This window comes from Pantoea sp. USMM079 (genome assembly GCF_037153115.1).
Classification (GTDB): domain Bacteria; phylum Pseudomonadota; class Gammaproteobacteria; order Enterobacterales; family Enterobacteriaceae; genus Pantoea; species Pantoea communis.
On record NZ_JBBCKX010000015.1, the window covers coordinates 92,843 to 109,162 of the forward strand.

Below are 16,320 nucleotides of genomic sequence, written 5' to 3' on the forward strand. Positions count from 1 at the left end.
AGATACTTGTTATTAATTGATTTAAATAAAGGCGTCCGATGCCGTTATAACCTCCTGCTTCAAGATGCAGTGAATTAAAAAAGTTGTTTCACTGCAGCCATAAAAGCATCATTCCTTTCCAACACCACTGAGTGAGAGCAATTATTCAGAATCTGTAAATCAGCATATCTGATATTTTTTGCAAGTATCTCAGAGCTACTTGCAGGAAAAGGAATATCTTCACGGCCATGTAACATGATCACCGGGCATTTAATCGCTGAGAGCGTCTCTTTACTAAGAGTCGTTTTTTCAACATACTGTTGCGGTTCACCGGTGAACATTTCATCAAAATATTCTGCATATCCTTCCTGGAACACAACGGGTTCCCGCGCGCTTATGTAGTCATTATCGATAACTGATTTATCGTGGATAAGAGTACTAAGTGTAGAAATGAGTTCATCGCGATTTTTTGGGCAGCGCCAGATTCGCTGCGTTGCTTCAGACGCTTTAAAAGGTGCACCAATCGCGCCAGTCGTCAATACCGCCTTAACGCGGGAGTCGCTTGCGGCAACATTCAGCGCAATAGCAGCAGAAATTGAATGACCAATTAATCCTATTTCATTTACACCGATGACATCGATCATGGCTTTAGCCTGTCGAATCCACATCTCAAAATCGAAATAGGGTTTTTCAGCTTTACGATTGCTAATGCCGAAGCCAATAAGATCAAGAGCGTATACATTAAAATTCTCGCCTAATGGTTCGAGAATACGTCCCCAGTTACCCAAACTGGATGCTCCAGGTCCTGAACCATGTATGAGTAATAATGTTTTTCTGCCTGCTGAACCCTTGCCAATATCAGCGTAATAGTAGCCTGCTTCTATTCCTTCAAATTCAAATGAGGACTTCTTCACTGTCACGTACATAAAAACTCCTGGCGTGCTCATGTGGGTCTGAAATCAATAATACGCAACAAAAATGATTTATGAAGAAGAAAATGGATTTTTTGTGACATCATAGATATTTCGTATGAATATCCTTCTTACAGATGCTGTGCTATTATGTAATCAAAATCGTTCAAACTGTTTTCAAGCTCATGAAAATAATGAACATTCCTGGAGAGGGATTATGAAAAGCTCAAAAGAAGGAAAATCGTTAAACGAGACGATTTATGCATCTCTACGGGAGTTGATACTCACGGGACAGCTCGTTCCGGGTAGGAAACTCAAAATCTCTGAACTCGCTGGTCGCTTTGACGTTAGTCTTAATGTGGTGCGTGAAGCACTAAACAGATTGACCGGAGAACTTTTGGTAGAGGTGGCTCCGCAGCAGGGATTCAGCGTGCGAGGCCTTTATCAGGACGAGCTTATCGATCTCACTGAGCAAAGGGTCACGTTTGAAAGTATTGCGCTGCGTAAGGCAATTGCTTCCGGTGACATTGAGTGGCAGGGACGTCTAATCGCTTCCAATCATCGTCTGATTCACACACCGCAAACACTGCCCGAAAGCCCGGACAAGCTCAATCCCGACTGGCATAGCCGACATGAGGATTTCAACTTTATCATGATGGAGAACTGTGGCAGTAAATGGCTGTTCCTCATGATTAAACAACTCGCAGAAGCTTACCTGATTTATCAGCGCGTCCTGCTACCGGTTGTTCCTGACCAGGGGGAGCGCAATACAGACCATAACGAACTGCTCCAGGCCATACTTGATGGTGATGCAGAAGGTGCAGTATCTATCCTCACTGAACACCTTAACCAAACCCGGGACGTGATGCTAAACGTTTTAAACGTTACAGCGCCTTCTGGTATTGGCAGACGAATCACTCATTAAAAGATGTTGAACATGGATAAACAGCAAACCCGACAGCTCCGAGCGGTACATGTCAGCCACGTGAGCGATATTAACCCGCGTATGAAACGCATCTGTCTTACCGGTGAATCTGTTGCAGCATTCGCAGAAGCGCTACCGGCGGCATGGGTAAAAGTATTTTTTACTCCACCTAATGAACCTGAAGGACCGGGGCGCGCCTATACTATTCGACGTATTTGTCCTGTAATCAATGAGTTGGTTCTGGACTTTGTTCAACACGGTGAAGGCCCAGCGGCCAGCTGGAGCCGATCTGCTAAGGAAGGCGATATCATCAGAATCGCTGGTCCTCGTGAAGGTATCGCTTTAAAAGGCATCCAGTCATTGCTCTTGTTTGGCGATGAAACGGCAATACCGGGAATTTTTGGGATCATCGAAGCGTTAGACGAAAACGTCACTGTTCAGGTTTTCATTGTGAAAGAGACAGAGGCCTCTTATGCTCCGCCTCATACCCTCGCTGCTTTATCGCTGAATTGGCTCAAAGGTGATGAGGATTTGGCAGCTCAGGTTACATCCTGGATTCAGAACAACAGCCCTGATCATGTTTGGGGAGCTGGAGAGCACAGTGTGGTCATCCCGCTGCGAAAACATCTTTTTCAGACATTTGGCCGAAGCAGGAAAGACACTACTATTACGGCTTACTGGAAATCAGGTGAAGCTGATCACCGTGATAACGCTGAGTAATCTCGCATCATTTGCTTTTAAACCATAAACCCAACAGCACTGCCCCCAAGATCATCGGGCCAGTGCTGTTTTTGTTATGTTTCTCTTTGCATTAACCCTGAATCTGGTTCATTTTTCCCTTCACAGCTGCACAGATCCGCTTTAACCCCTCGGTCAAAACGCTACGCGGGCAGGCCGGATTAAGTCTGATAAACGCATCGGCATTGTCGACAAAACCGTTTCCGGAAACCACCAGGACATTGGCCTCGTTTATGAAGAAATCGCCCAGTGCCTTGCCTTTCAGCCCTAAAGCAGAACAGTCAATCCACATCAGATAAGTGCCTTCGCAGTCAATCATCTTCAATAAAGGCGCATGTTCCTGTAGATAACATTCGGCAAAATCAATGTTGCTTCTGATATAGGTGCGCACTTCATCCAGCCACTGATGGCCTTCTTTGTAGGCTGCCGCAAAACCAATCATGCCAAAAATATTGGGCCGTTTACTGTCGCGCGACAAGCAGTCCAGTTCAAACTTCTTTCTGAGTTCGGGATTCGCAATCACATTAACCGAGATCTGCAGACCCGCCATGTTGAAAGTTTTGGTTGGAGACATGCAGGTTATCGTGTTTTGCAGTAATGCGTCACTTAATGAGGCGATACTTATGTGCTTCCTGTTGCCAAATATCATGTCGCAATGAACTTCGTCGGAAACAATAACTATATTATTTCTAAGACAAATTTCGCCTATACGAAGCAGCTCATCTTCTGTGAGCACCCGACAGGTTGGATTATGTGGATTGCATAATATAAGCATTTTCGCCCGGGGGGATTGAGCTTTGACTTCCAGATCGTCGAAATCAATGCTGTATTTCCCATCGCGGTATAACATTGGGTTATGCGCTGGAACTCTTCCGTTAGAAACGGTAAGTTCGGTAAACAACGAAAACGCAGGCGTTTGAAAGATCACTTCATCGCCAGGTTCCGTTAGCACCCGCACGGCACCACCAATTCCAGCAATCACGCCTGGTGTATAGCTAATCCATTCGCGCTCGATATCCCAGCGATAATGCTTCTTAGACCACTCGATAAAAGAATCGAAATAATCACCAGCTGGCTGCACATATCCATAAAGGCTAAAGTTTGCGGCGTTTGTGACCGCCTTAACAACAGGTTCGGCTGTACGAAAATCCATATCAGCCAGACCCAGCGCAACAGTATTGCTGTCTTTACAATCTCGCAATTTATAAGCGGATGTATTCCGGCGGTCGATAACCTCATCAAAATTACTGCTCATGCTCATTCCTCTTAACTATGTGAAATCTCTTTTAGGCTGCTTCCCTGCTGATCATTAACTTCTTCAAATTCTTCATCTGAATATTTATTAAGACTTATGCCGCATAAGCCATAAACCAGCTCAAGCACAATCATGGTGATGTTGAAGAACATGAACGGGATAATAGCGATAAGCGGGACACCCAACGTTGCAGCGATAAACGTACCGTTCAGGCTCCACGGCACCATCATGCTCAAACAATCAGTGAAGTTACTGACTGCACGTGAGGCGTTTTCTGGGCGGTAACGAAATTTTTTATATAAAGGTGCCATTAGAGTGGCATTCATAATCATTGAAAAATAATTAGCTGCTACAAGAGACGAACACACCGCACATCCGGCAAATGTTGACGTAATTAACCCGACGCGTGAATGAATTACGTTGCTCATCGAATCAATGATTTTTCCCAGGATACCGCTGCCTTTGAGAATGCCACCCATACCTAATGCAGCAACAACAACGCCTATCAACTCCAGCATGCTGGAAATGCCACCGCGGTTGAGGATGGGATCAAGAAATTTATTGCCTGTTTCGATGCTGACACCGGTTGCGAGAAAATTACCGACCTCAGAAAATGAATGGCCTTGGTAGAACACGGATATAAACGATCCGACGAAACAGCCAACCATGATTGCGGCTACAGCCGATTGTTTACAGGCCAGTAAACCAATAACAACAGCCAGAGGGATAAGTGTAATCCAGCCGATATTGAAGGTACTCGCAAGTGACGACAGCATGTTATTGGTTGCCTGAACATCCATTGAAGCATCAGAAAAATAGAAACCTACAACTGTGTACAGTGCTGCCGATATGATAACGCCAGGAACCGCAACGCTTACCATGTGTTTTAAATGTTTCATTAATGGCACGCCAGCGATAGTGGAAGTCAGCAGCGGCGTATCTGCCACTGGCGAAACCAGATTTCCTACACATGAGCCTGATACGACTGCCCCGGCAACAATGCCTGGTGAAATACCCATTCCCATGCCAATCCCCATCATAGCGACACCAACCGTACTGACGGTTCCCCAGTTTGTACCCAGTGGCAGAGAAATGAGCATGGAGATCAGGAAAGCAACTACCAGAAAATATTTAGGAGAAATTAATTCTAAACCCCAGTAAATGAGTGTTGGGACCGTACCCGCACTGATCCAGACGGCTATCATGCAACCAATAGCCAACAACAGGGCAAATAATCCTGCACCGACTTTAATCATTTCATATACGTCTTTCTCAATCTCTTTAGGGGAATAACCTAACTTCCACGCAAAAGGGACCAGAATAAGCCATGAGAAAAACAATGTCGTTACAATAGGAATGCCGAGTAAACTCATTGATGCCACAATGAATAAGATCAATACTACGATAGTCATCAACGCGAAATTCAGTGATGGCTGTTTTTTAGGCTGCGCCTTTATATCCTCTGCTATTTCCATCGTCTTGGCCCTTCATTTGAGTAGGTTAATATGTCCAAATCAATGAGACATAAGCGGTCGTAACACCAATATATGCATTGTTTTTTTGATGATTATTCATGGCGGCTTCATGCCAGTTCCAGGTAATGAATTACATTTTTGAAATACTCATAATGTTGATATGAATTGATAATCGCTACTTTTTATAAGCGATAACCTCGATCTCAACCTTTGCACTTTTCGGCAATTTAGCAGCTTCTATACACGACCTGGCGGGCGCTGCTGAGCCTGAAAAGTACGAACTATATACCTCATTGAATTCAGCGAAGTCAGCTATATCAGCAAGAAAACACGTAGTTTTAATCACGGTACTAAGCGATGCTCCACTCTTTTCAAGGACTGCTTTGACGTTTTCAAGCGATTGTATTGTCTGTTCTTTGATACCACCTTCCGGGAACAGCATGGTTTCAGGTACCAGTGGTAGTTGCCCTGAAGTAAATACCAGATCACCGAACATAATCCCCTGCGAATAGGGACCTATAGCTTCAGGAGCATTTGAGGTGGCAATAGCTTCTTTTTGATTCATTATGTGTTCTCACTGTTATTAAGTTTAAATTCACGCAGGTATTTATAAACTGCATTTTTTGAAATACTTAACTTCTCTGCCACAATATTTGCCGACTCTTTAAGTTCAAATATTCCGCTTTCATAGAGATTGTAAACAATAGCGCGAGTACGCAATTTTTTATTAATTCTTTGATCATTATCAACCTCACTTATCGCTCTGCAGGTTGATTCATTAATTAGCTCTTGAGGATTTGAACTGAAATTTTCAGGTAGTAATCCATTGAGTATATGGTCAGGCATTAACGTTTTAACCAGTTCAGGAAAGGGAACTGAAACGTTAATGTTCACACAAAAAAGACCGATAGGTTTTTGACTTTCACCTGCTACTACACAAGTTGTCGATTTAAGTAATTTACCTTCTCTGTTGCGCGTGAAATAGCTGCGAGAATTCACCTCACCCGTCTGATTAAACTGCCTAAGCATTTTCAAACCCATATCAGTGATCGGCGAGCCCACCTCACGATTGGTATGGTGCCCATTTACGATCTTCACCACCGAAGCATCAAGACTTTCAAATGAGTGCAATACCACTTCACAGTGAGATCCAATAAGGTCTGCGACCATGTCAGCAAGCCGAAAGTAGGATGTCATGTGTTCATGATCCTTTTCGGTAAAAGCCATACTGCGCTGTATCTCGTTGTCATCAATATTCATAAATAACCATAAAATGGATTTTATTTGATTTTATGGATTATAAATAACACACAAAAAAGCAACATAAACATACTTAAAACTTATGACACCAATCACATCATTTTTAATAAAAGCATTAAAATCAATAAGTTGTATAATTTTGGTTAAAAACTTATCGTTTCAAAAGTGAACTTTTGTTTACTTTGTCTATGTCAAAAATTCCCCTTTTGTTCACCTTGGGATAAGGCGTCGGACTGATTTACAGGGTTGACGAATGAAGTGGGCACAGTGAGAAATAACAAAGAGCGTTGGGAAGAGCTTTGTTGGGGAACCTCGAAAAGGTACGCCGGAGGGAAAAAGGGCACCATCAGGTACCCTCCAATTTATCCAACAATTACGCGAGCTCTGTTTTAGCGGGCAAGAAGATAGCCATAAGCCCAACCAGGGGCAGGAAGGCGCAGATTTTGAAAACAGTAGCAATGCCAGCGTAATCAGCCACGACGCCAAGGCCTGCTGCGCCTAAGCCGCCCATGCCGAAAGCGAAGCCGAAGAACAAGCCGGAGATCATTCCAATCCGTCCCGGCACCAGTTCCTGTGCAAATACCAGAATTGCCGAAAACGCAGAAGACAGTACCAGACCGATAATGATGGAAAAAAGACATGTCATTTCGAGGTTCAGCCAGGGTAATGCCAGGCTGAATGGAGCAGTTCCCAGGATTGAACACCAGATAACTTTTTTACGTCCAAAGCGATCACCAATCGGCCCGCCGATGACCGTTCCTGCAGCAGCGGCGAAAAGAAAAGCAAATAGATATAGCTGTGCGCTCTGAACAGGCAGTCCAAATTTCTCGATTAGATAAAATGTGTAGTAACTGCTGAGGCTGGCTGTATAAACAAATTTAGAAAAGATCAGTACCAGTAGTACGCTGATGCCGATGATCACTTTTCTACGTGGAAGAGAGGACACAGCCCGAGCTGTTATCGACTTAGATGCAGCTGCATGCTGTGCAGCGTACCAGCGGCTCACCTGTAACAGAATAACTATCGCCAGCATGGCGGCCAGCACAAACCATGCGACATGTCCTCTTCCATAAGGGGCGACAACCACCGCTGCCAGCAGTGGACCTAAAGCACTTCCCAGGTTACCACCAACCTGGAAAAGCGATTGTGCCAGCCCGTGCCTGCCGCCCGACGCCATTCTGGCCACACGAGAGGATTCAGGATGGAAAACAGATGATCCTGTTCCCACTAATGCTGCGGCAATCAACAGCGCCGGGTACGACTCAGCCAATGCCAGCATCACTAAGCCCAGTAAAGTGAAACCCATACCCACCGGCAGTGAACGTGGCTGCGGATGTTTATCGGTAAACATCCCAATTAGTGGCTGGAATAAAGATGATGTCACCTGAAAAGTTAAAGTGATCAATCCAATTTGCACAAAGCTCAGTGAGAATTCTGGTTGTAGCAACGGGTAAAGCGCCAGAATCAGCGACTGGATCATGTCGTTAAGAAGGTGGGCAGCGCTAATAGCACCCAATACACCAAATGATGTGCGAGGCAAAGCCAATGATTTTGCCGTGACAGACTTGTTGTAACTCATTTTTTAACCCCGAAAAATATTATCTGAACCCTGATTTCCGAAAAATAAAACGCAGAAAGCCCGGCATATGCCGGGCCTTTATCTGGCTGTAATGACTTATAAAATGTTGCCCGCGGCATACCGTTAGTCGGACCCTTTCTTGGACATGATCGCAAACACCAGATTCACCGCGACTAATACAATTGCTCCAAGCAATACGAATGCCAACTTGAGCCCCGTAAAATGCGCGGCATAACCAATCAGCGCTGGCCCCATTAATACGCCCAGATATCCCAGGATACTGGCTGATGCAATGGCAAGCGAAGCTGGCATAGATTTTTGTCTGCCTGCAAGAGAGAACAGCACCGGCACAACGTTACCTGCAGCAAATCCGGCCAGAGCCATCGAAGCGAGTACTGCATAGAAGGACTGCACTTCAGCGGTGAGGAAAATGCCTGCAGCAGTGATAAGAACACCTGACAGAAGCATAGTTTTCTCGCCAAGCAGTGTAACGATGCGGTCACCAACAAAGCGGCTTAGAGCCATTGCTATCGCGAATACCACATATCCGATACCTGAAACATTCGCCGCGACCTGCTTAACCTGAATCAGCAAAATTGCGCCCCAGTCCAGCATCGCACCCTCCGCCAGGAAGATGATCATTGCCAGCACGCCAATTGCAACCACCTTACCGCGTGGAATGACGAACAACGGATGTTCTTCTTCTGAACGGGTATTCAGGAATCCACGTGCAGCGAGTGATATACATACAAGGATCAGTGCTGCCGCCATTGCTGCCGCAAAGACGATATGCAGGCCTGTAGCAATCAGGAGGGTGACGAAGCTCGCGCCCGCCAAGCCACCAATACTGTAAAATCCATGGAAGCCAGACATTAAAGGCTTGCCAGCTGCATTTTGCACTTCAGTGCCATGGATATTGGCAGCTACGTCAATCGCACCGATTGAGCATCCGAACAGCAGTAAAGTCAGTCCCAGGGTCAACGGGGTCGAAACATGCGCCAGCAATGGCAACGCACTAATCAGGCCCAGCGCTCCTGCAATAATGATCTTTTTACTGCCGATTTTTCCTGCAAGTCCACCTGCAGTAGGCATGCCAATTACAGCGCCTAACCCCAGACAAAGTAAAACCGTACCCAGCATCGCTGAGTCTGCATTAATACGTTGCTGCGCAAACGGAACCAAAGGTGCCCAGCATGAGAGGCCAAATCCCGCGATGAAAAATGCTATACGCGTTGACCACTTCGCTCTGCTTAAATTAAGCTGCTTTTGCTCAGCTCTGGATGAAACGGCCGACTTCTGGCCGTTCCATGAAACATCTGACTGACTCATAATTTAATTACCCATGATTAAAATTCTTTCGTGTAAGTATGATACTCATGGATGCATTGGTGTGATTCATCTATAATGACCAAATATGTCGATAACACGCCACATTGTTAAAAACCCAGATGATGCAGAGTCCGCAGTTGTTGGCCAGTCGGAAAGTTCGGCGCCTTATACCAGCGATTTGCATAGCCATCAGCGTCATCAACTGATTTTTGCTACCCGTGGGGTGGTACATATGGTGACGTCTGAAGGAGAGTGGATACTGCCTACCAGTCGAGCTTTGTGGATCAGTGGCGGCACAAAACATGCATTAACGGTTAAGCGACCATCGCACATCAGCATCTTGTATATAAAACCTGAAATCAATCCGTTCCCTGACTCAGAACGCTGCCGGGTTGTTGAGGTTTCGCCTTTAGTACGTGAACTGATATCCGCCTGCGCTAATCATCCATGGGATTACAAACCAGAATCGCCTGAGTCACGTCTGGCAGATGTGTTGATTGATCAGATCAGATTGCTGAGTAATTCCCCCCTTGATCTTATGATGCCTACAGATGAGCGAGCCCTGCGTGTGGTAGAGATTCTTAAGCGCGACCCAGGCAACCGCTCCACATTACATGAACTGGCAAGGGAGGCTGGTGCCAGCGGTCGAACGATTGAACGTCTGTTCACGCGAGATACTCACATGTCATTTGGTGCGTGGCGGCTTCGCCATCGAATGCTGTATGCCGTTGAAAGGCTCGCTTATGGTGAAAACGTTACCCGGGTAGCACTGGAAGCCGGTTACGAATCTTCATCGAGTTTTATCGCGTCCTTCCGCTCTATGTTTGGCACCACGCCTTCGCGCTATTTTGGTTAAATGAAAGCGGTTAAGCGCGCCTGATTAGCCATAAAAAGAACGGTACCCCCACTAACGCAGCAACCAGACCAGCCGGAAGCTGAAAAGGAAAAATGAGCATTCTTCCTAACCAGTCTGACCCAACCATTAGGGCGCTACCGGCTACGGCAGATATTACCAGTTGAGCTGATGCACTTCGGTAACCGAGCGCCCGTGCTGTATGGGGGGCCATTAAGCCAACAAAGCTGAGTGGTCCGACTATGAAAGTGGAGGTTGCAGTGAGAACTGCAGCAACACACATTATGGATAGCCTGCTTGCTGTTAGTGGCATGCCTGCTGATCTGGCTATCGACTCGCCTAACGGCAGCAGCGTAAGCCACCTTCTTAATAAAGGGGTAATAAGACCCAGCGCAGCGGCAACAGCTAAAGCTGACCACGCTTTTGACGCTGAAATACCATATGTCGATCCCGCAAACCAGGTAAGTAGTGTCGATACACGTGGATCACCGCCAGCCAGCATTAACATTAACAAAGCCATAAAGGCTGCATTAAGTGCCATTCCTGCCAGCATCATCCTTTGAGCAGAAAAATTACGGTAACCAGCAAGGGTGGTAACGGTGAATAAGGTGATGACAGACCCGAGGCAACCCGCAGGTAAAAGCCAGCCGCTCAGATCTCCGGGAACGAGCATAATAACTATCACCAGACCTGCCGCGGCCCCTGTGCTCACACCGACAACTTCCGGACTGGCGATCGGATTACCGGTTAAACGCTGGATCAGGCAGCCAGCAAGACCAAGCATTGCTCCTGCAGCTAACGCGGCTACGACACGTGGAAGCCTGAAATCCAAGGTTGATTGTGAAGACCATTGCCAGCCTGAACTGTTTTGCCCTAAATACAAAGCAAGCGTTATCAGCAGAAGCAGTACAGTTATCCCGACAGCTAGCCCGGTGCTTAATTTTCTTTTCTTCTCAGGAAAATCACCCGCAACGGGCGCCTTAGGCTGCATGTTTTCTCTCAGGCGCGGTAATAACCATAATAGCGCCGGCGCACCAAGAAGAGCCGTAACGGTGCCGGTCGGCACTTCTCGCCAGATTAGCGACAACAGAATGACCGCTTGATCTGAAATAAATAAAAGCAGTGCACCGACGAAAGGCGCAGCAACAATCAATTGGTTCAAGCGTCGCGCACCGAATAAGCGTGCAATAAGTGGGGCAAACAATCCGATAAAACCAATGATCCCCGAGGTTGTAACCAGTGCCGCAGTAAGACACACAGCGATGAATAAAGAAACGAAGCGCACAACATGCAGGCGCAGACCAAGATTCCGGGAAATGGAATCGTCCATGCCGAGTAGCGTAAGAGGCCTTATCAACAGGAAAGACAGTAGGAAAAAAATCAGCAATTGCGGCATAAGTTTGACTACATTTCCCCAGCCGTTTTGCGTTAGTGATCCTGTGCCCCACAAAAGTACACTCTGTAGTCTCTCATGAAAGTAGAGCCCGATAAGCTGAGAGACAGCGCTACAATAGAGTGTCATGACGAGCCCCACCAGAATGAGTGATACCGGCGAAAGCCTTTTACCTCGAATGACGATGGCCACCAAAATTCCCATGGCCATGGCACCATAAAGCGCACCTGCATAGGGGGTAATCAGTTGACCACCCCACAATGTGGCGAGCGTCATTCCAAGTTGAGCACCGTTCGCAACTCCCAATGTGGAGGGTTCAGCCAGCGGGTTTTGTAGCACCTGCTGAAACAAAAGCCCAGCCAGGCCGAGGCCTGCGCCAGTGAGTAACGACATGACTATTCGAGGTAACAGGGTATCGTGAAAGAGAACCTGTGAAATCACGTTGTTATCAGGGGCGATCAGTCCCGAAAGCCAGACATGCACCGGTAACACATTGCTGAGGTTAAACCCTGCCAGCAACAACGCTACGGCTAGGGATAATGAGATGATGCTTATACGCTGGGTTTTCATATTTTGTTCAGAAGACTTTTGAGAAGATGGCAGAAGCGCAAAGCAGTAAGCGGTCCTCCGTAGTACCAGAGCCCAGGCACCCTATGAAATTGTCCGGAGCGAACAAATGGCATAGCTTTCCAGAGTGCCGTTGAGGCCAACTCATTCATGACGGCTTCATCGTTTTGCTCTGTAAAACAAATAACATCGGTATGAACTATCGAAGCAAGTCGCTCAATACTGACAACCGCGCTTCCCCAGAAGTTGGTTTCGCCCTGCCATCCCCCCGGAATCTCTGCCCCTGTCATAACATCCATAAAAAGGCTGTTTTCGCCAAAAACCAGCGCATGTCTTGCGTCAACCAACGCCATGAAAAGCAGAGGACGCTTGATTTTGTCTGCTGCGGCCAGGCGTAATGATGCTATGTCCCGTTCCAGCCAGGCCAGAACTTCACGTGCAGTCTTTTCTTTACCGATTTTTGCAGCCAGAGACAGCAGCGCAGTGCAGGTAGTTGAAAGCGGATGACCATTTTTATCACTGAATGCAATGGCCATCGATGGGGCGATAGCGTCGTAGAGTGTTGGCGGTGGGCCATACCCTTCTGCATAAACGATCAGAGCCGGCTTGAGTGCAGCCATCAGTTCGAGGTTAGGCTCGGTACGTAAACCCAGCTCAGTCACATCTTCTGACAACACCGGCTGCTGAACGAGGGACCGGTAATTGGCAGCTTCAGCCACAGCAAGTGGCATTACACCTAAGGTAAGTAACATCTCCAATGGTAGCCACTCTGTAACCACAATTCCTGAATCTGTGTGCGGTGAACTGGTTACCATTTGAGCGTCGACAAATGGAGAGAACATTGTCGTAACAGCGAGCATACGCAGCATATGACGCCGGCCAGGATCAATTGAAGTGGATATTACTTTTTTACTGGACATAACTGACCGGGTGCCCTTTACTCGGGTGCAAGAAAGTTCCCATCAATATTCCATAGATCCCTTTCAAAACTTCAGTCTGCATAAGTTCATGTGGGGCGCCCTGTGCAATAATTCCTCCTTTTCTGAGGGCAACAAGGTGGTGACAATAGCGAGCGGCCATGTTGATATCATGCAGCACCGCGATGACGGTTACTCCCTTAGCGGATGACAATTGCCTGAACAATGTAAGCACTTCTATTTGATGACCAACATCAAGCGCAGAGGTAGGTTCATCAAGCAAAAGACAACGCGTATCCTGTGCAATAGCCATTGCAATCCATGCTCGCTGCCGTTCACCCCCTGACAGAGAGTCCACATATCGATCAGAGAGGTTGTTCAACCCTGCTGCAGTTAAAGCGTCATTAACTATAGCCCGGTCTGTCGCTTTAAAACGGCCCAGAGCTCCATGCCAGGGGTAGCGACCAAGAGATACTATCTCATATACAGTCATACCCTCAGCTGCGGGTAGCTGTTGCGGGACATAAGCTACCTGACGAGCAAAATCGGAGGATGACCAGGACTCCAGAGGTTTCCCGTTCAGCAGTAGCATTCCTGAGGTTGGCTTATGATGGCGGCCTAACAACTTAAGCAGGGTCGATTTGCCGGACCCATTGTGACCAATAAGACCTGTGAACGCCCCCACAGGAAATGACAATCTTGAACCATGAAAAAGTGGTTTTCCTGATATAGAAAACTCAGCGTCGCAAACATTAAAACAAGCAGAAGACATTCGACACATTTCCATTTAAATCATTGTGGATTATCAGCCTCCCTTCAACTTTGTGTGAGGGCATCGCATATCCGGAATGGCTTTTAAAGGCAGGATATGGGCATATCCTCTTCCGAAATCACAAGTTCCTAATCACACTCGTCGGGATAAAGTAGAACGAATAGAGAATGATTATAAGAATGGTTTTTATTTACTGAGTAGCGTAGATTTTTGACCTCTTTAAGTAATGAAGTCAGCCAAAAATCGTAATTTATACTTTAATCAATTAATTAATACACAAATAACGCTATTGCGACAATGTATGTAGATAAAACGACAATGAATGTGTTGCACTAAAATTGGCTTAAACCGACTTGATCCCAATAGGACACCGCCAGAACTGAATTAATTCTATGTGTACTGCTCCTCAACATCGCTAAAGCGACAATGTATAGTTTTAAGACGACTAATTTTCTGGCTGAAAGAAATACTAATGATCATAAGATCAAGGATTTACCGAAAAACCTTAGTTAAAATATAATTATGAATATTGGCTCTGACATGTTGAATAAAAAATTGAGAAGGCCTATTATCTGCCATTCACCGTGCAGGTGAACTCTCAGTTCGGCACATATTATCAGAGAAACCGTCAGGTTCTTAACTATATATAGCTAATTGAGATGAATTCATACAGAACCCTCTTCAAATACTCGAACCCATATTCGGGATATATTTACAGTATAGCCTCCGCAAAAGAAATATTTCCGCAGTTGCACACTTTGGTTTGATGCGAATCGCAGACATATATAATTTCTTTCACGCCAGTTAAAGGTGTTGTCTTCAATTTTTATTCAAATCTCAGTTATATGCGATTTTTTATTGTTTAGCATTTAACTGAAAATATAATCTTTTAAATATTTTATAGAGTATAAAATGACAGAATTTAAATTTCATCATAACCTTCACGAGAATATTAAAAGCCAAAACATCCTTATTAGTGGTGCAGGTATAGCTGGTTCAACTCTGGCCTTCTGGCTAAGCAAAATGGGACATAAAGTTACGGTAGTCGAACGTGCCCAGACTTTACGTCTATCAGGTCAAACCGTTGATATCAGAGATGAGGGCTGTGAGGTAGTATCCCGCATGGGAATAATGGATGAAATTCATAGCTTAATGACGCGTGAAGAGGGTTTACGATTCGTAGATAGCAGTAATCAGATACAAGCTGAATACCCTAGCGCGGGTGGGAAAAAATCGTTTGTTACCGACATTGAGATCCTTAGAGCTGATCTGTCAAATCTCCTTATGAGAAAAACAGAAGATAATGTTGAATATGTCTTTGGTGATAACATTACAGATATCAGTGAAAGCACAAACGGAGTTGACGTAAGTTTTGAACACTCTCAAATTAGATCTTTTGATTTGTTATTGATTGCAGAGGGAATGAGGTCTCGTACCCGTAAAATTATATTTGGTGAGGTCCCTGTAAAACATATCGGACTTTATACTGCATATTTTGCTATACCCTATGAGCCTCAAGATGGAACCTGGGTACGCTGGAGCAACTGCCAAGGGGGAAAATCAATTTTACTACGCCCTGATCAAGGGAGGACGACTCGCGCTTATCTCTATGTTCGTAGCGACGAGCGAGGTATAGATCTTAAGGGACGATCAGCAGTCAATGATTTTATCAAACGTAAATTCAAAGATGATAATTGGGAAGCTCCACGTATTCTTGCGGAACTTAACAAATCAGATGACATCTTCTTTGAAGATCTTGGTCAAATAAAAATGCCGGCTTGGTCTAAAGGTCGTGTTGCTGTTGTTGGTGATGCTGCTTACTGTGCTACACCTGTAAGCGGAATGGGAACAACACTTGCAATCGTAGGCGCTTACATCCTTGCTCAGGAATTGAATCGAAATAGTAATTATCAAATGGCATTCGAAAGTTATGAAAACAGGATGCGGCCTTATGCTGAAAAAGCTCAAAAGATTAATCCCTGGACAATAAGGTTGGAACAACCCTCTACTCGTTTAGGAATTAGCTTTTTTTATAAATGGAAGCGTTTAGAAAGGACTTCAATAATGCAATTTTTTATGAGACCTTTCACACCCAAACCGGAACCTGAAACTTTCCTTGATTGAATTGATAAAAATAGTAATAAAATCAATTTCACCAAAAAAAGAATGATTTAAAGTTAATAGCAGCACCTGCATAAGGTGTTGCTGACATGCCCCATGATTAGATACAGCGCTCACTTAGTAATGTCAGATCCTTGACCCTGACCCCGAATATGATCCAGGCATAATCAGGAATAACCGGCTTCAGGTTGGTTGCTAATTCTGGCAACCGGCAGATTTTTCGGCGAATTCGGATGGGGTCATCCA

At 45.5% G+C, this 16,320-nt stretch carries 14 protein-coding genes; 4 read left to right on the forward strand and 10 right to left on the reverse strand.

Annotated elements, in window-relative coordinates; translation table 11 throughout:
- Positions 1–74: 74 nt before the first annotated feature.
- Positions 75–905: an alpha/beta fold hydrolase gene (locus WFP70_RS18205; protein WP_058959226.1), complete on the reverse strand. Its 831-nt coding sequence runs from the start codon at positions 903–905 to the stop codon at positions 75–77.
- Positions 906–1,107: 202 nt separating this feature from the next.
- On the opposite strand from WFP70_RS18205, the gene WFP70_RS18210 reads away from it, so the two are divergent.
- Complete coding sequence (locus WFP70_RS18210) at positions 1,108–1,815, forward strand: GntR family transcriptional regulator (protein ID WP_058959225.1); 708 nt, start codon at positions 1,108–1,110, stop codon at positions 1,813–1,815.
- Between the two features lie 12 nt (positions 1,816–1,827).
- Positions 1,828–2,535, forward strand: a complete 708-nt coding sequence (locus tag WFP70_RS18215; RefSeq protein WP_167347089.1) for a siderophore-interacting protein — start codon at positions 1,828–1,830, stop codon at positions 2,533–2,535.
- A gap of 91 nt (positions 2,536–2,626) precedes the next feature.
- Here the strand turns inward: WFP70_RS18215 and WFP70_RS18220 are convergent, their stop codons facing one another.
- From WFP70_RS18220 to WFP70_RS18245, 6 genes are all read right to left on the reverse strand, one after another.
- Positions 2,627–3,808 carry a MalY/PatB family protein gene (locus WFP70_RS18220; RefSeq protein ID WP_058959223.1) on the reverse strand — a complete coding sequence of 394 codons (1,182 nt, stop codon included), beginning with the start codon at positions 3,806–3,808 and terminating at the stop codon, positions 2,627–2,629.
- Between the two features lie 11 nt (positions 3,809–3,819).
- Entirely contained in the window at positions 3,820–5,283 is a 1,464-nt protein-coding gene (locus WFP70_RS18225; RefSeq protein ID WP_058959222.1) for a Na+/H+ antiporter NhaC family protein, read from the reverse strand.
- Positions 5,284–5,458: 175 nt separating this feature from the next.
- Entirely contained in the window at positions 5,459–5,848 is a 390-nt protein-coding gene (locus tag WFP70_RS18230; protein ID WP_058959221.1) for a RidA family protein, read from the reverse strand.
- Entirely contained in the window at positions 5,848–6,543 is a 696-nt protein-coding gene (locus tag WFP70_RS18235) for a helix-turn-helix transcriptional regulator (RefSeq protein ID WP_058959220.1), read from the reverse strand. The genes WFP70_RS18230 and WFP70_RS18235 overlap by 1 nt, the downstream gene beginning before the upstream one ends.
- Before the next feature lie 373 nt (positions 6,544–6,916).
- Positions 6,917–8,122 carry an MFS transporter gene (locus tag WFP70_RS18240; RefSeq protein ID WP_058959219.1) on the reverse strand — a complete coding sequence of 402 codons (1,206 nt, stop codon included), beginning with the start codon at positions 8,120–8,122 and terminating at the stop codon, positions 6,917–6,919.
- A gap of 123 nt (positions 8,123–8,245) precedes the next feature.
- Complete coding sequence (locus WFP70_RS18245; RefSeq protein WP_337023997.1) at positions 8,246–9,451, reverse strand: MFS transporter; 1,206 nt, start codon at positions 9,449–9,451, stop codon at positions 8,246–8,248.
- Positions 9,452–9,536: 85 nt separating this feature from the next.
- Here WFP70_RS18245 and WFP70_RS18250 point away from each other — a divergent pair, with 85 nt between their 5' ends.
- Positions 9,537–10,307 carry an AraC family transcriptional regulator gene (locus tag WFP70_RS18250; RefSeq protein ID WP_072226472.1) on the forward strand — a complete coding sequence of 257 codons (771 nt, stop codon included), beginning with the start codon at positions 9,537–9,539 and terminating at the stop codon, positions 10,305–10,307.
- Between the two features lie 10 nt (positions 10,308–10,317).
- Here WFP70_RS18250 and fhuB read toward each other — a convergent pair whose 3' ends face one another.
- From fhuB to WFP70_RS18265, 3 genes are read right to left on the reverse strand one after another with little or no spacing between them, the layout of a single operon-like run.
- The gene (gene fhuB / locus WFP70_RS18255; protein ID WP_058959217.1) at positions 10,318–12,267 is read right to left on the reverse strand and encodes a Fe(3+)-hydroxamate ABC transporter permease FhuB; all 1,950 of its coding nucleotides are present in this window, start codon (positions 12,265–12,267) and stop codon (positions 10,318–10,320) included.
- Positions 12,264–13,184: a Fe(3+)-hydroxamate ABC transporter substrate-binding protein FhuD gene (gene fhuD, locus WFP70_RS18260; protein ID WP_264441666.1), complete on the reverse strand. Its 921-nt coding sequence runs from the start codon at positions 13,182–13,184 to the stop codon at positions 12,264–12,266. The genes fhuB and fhuD overlap by 4 nt, the downstream gene beginning before the upstream one ends.
- Positions 13,174–13,953, reverse strand: a complete 780-nt coding sequence (locus WFP70_RS18265; protein ID WP_442956357.1) for an ATP-binding cassette domain-containing protein — start codon at positions 13,951–13,953, stop codon at positions 13,174–13,176. The genes fhuD and WFP70_RS18265 overlap by 11 nt, the downstream gene beginning before the upstream one ends.
- A 912-nt stretch (positions 13,954–14,865) precedes the next feature.
- Here WFP70_RS18265 and WFP70_RS18270 point away from each other — a divergent pair.
- Entirely contained in the window at positions 14,866–16,077 is a 1,212-nt protein-coding gene (locus WFP70_RS18270; RefSeq protein WP_264441667.1) for an FAD-dependent monooxygenase, read from the forward strand.
- Positions 16,078–16,320 lie beyond the last annotated feature (243 nt).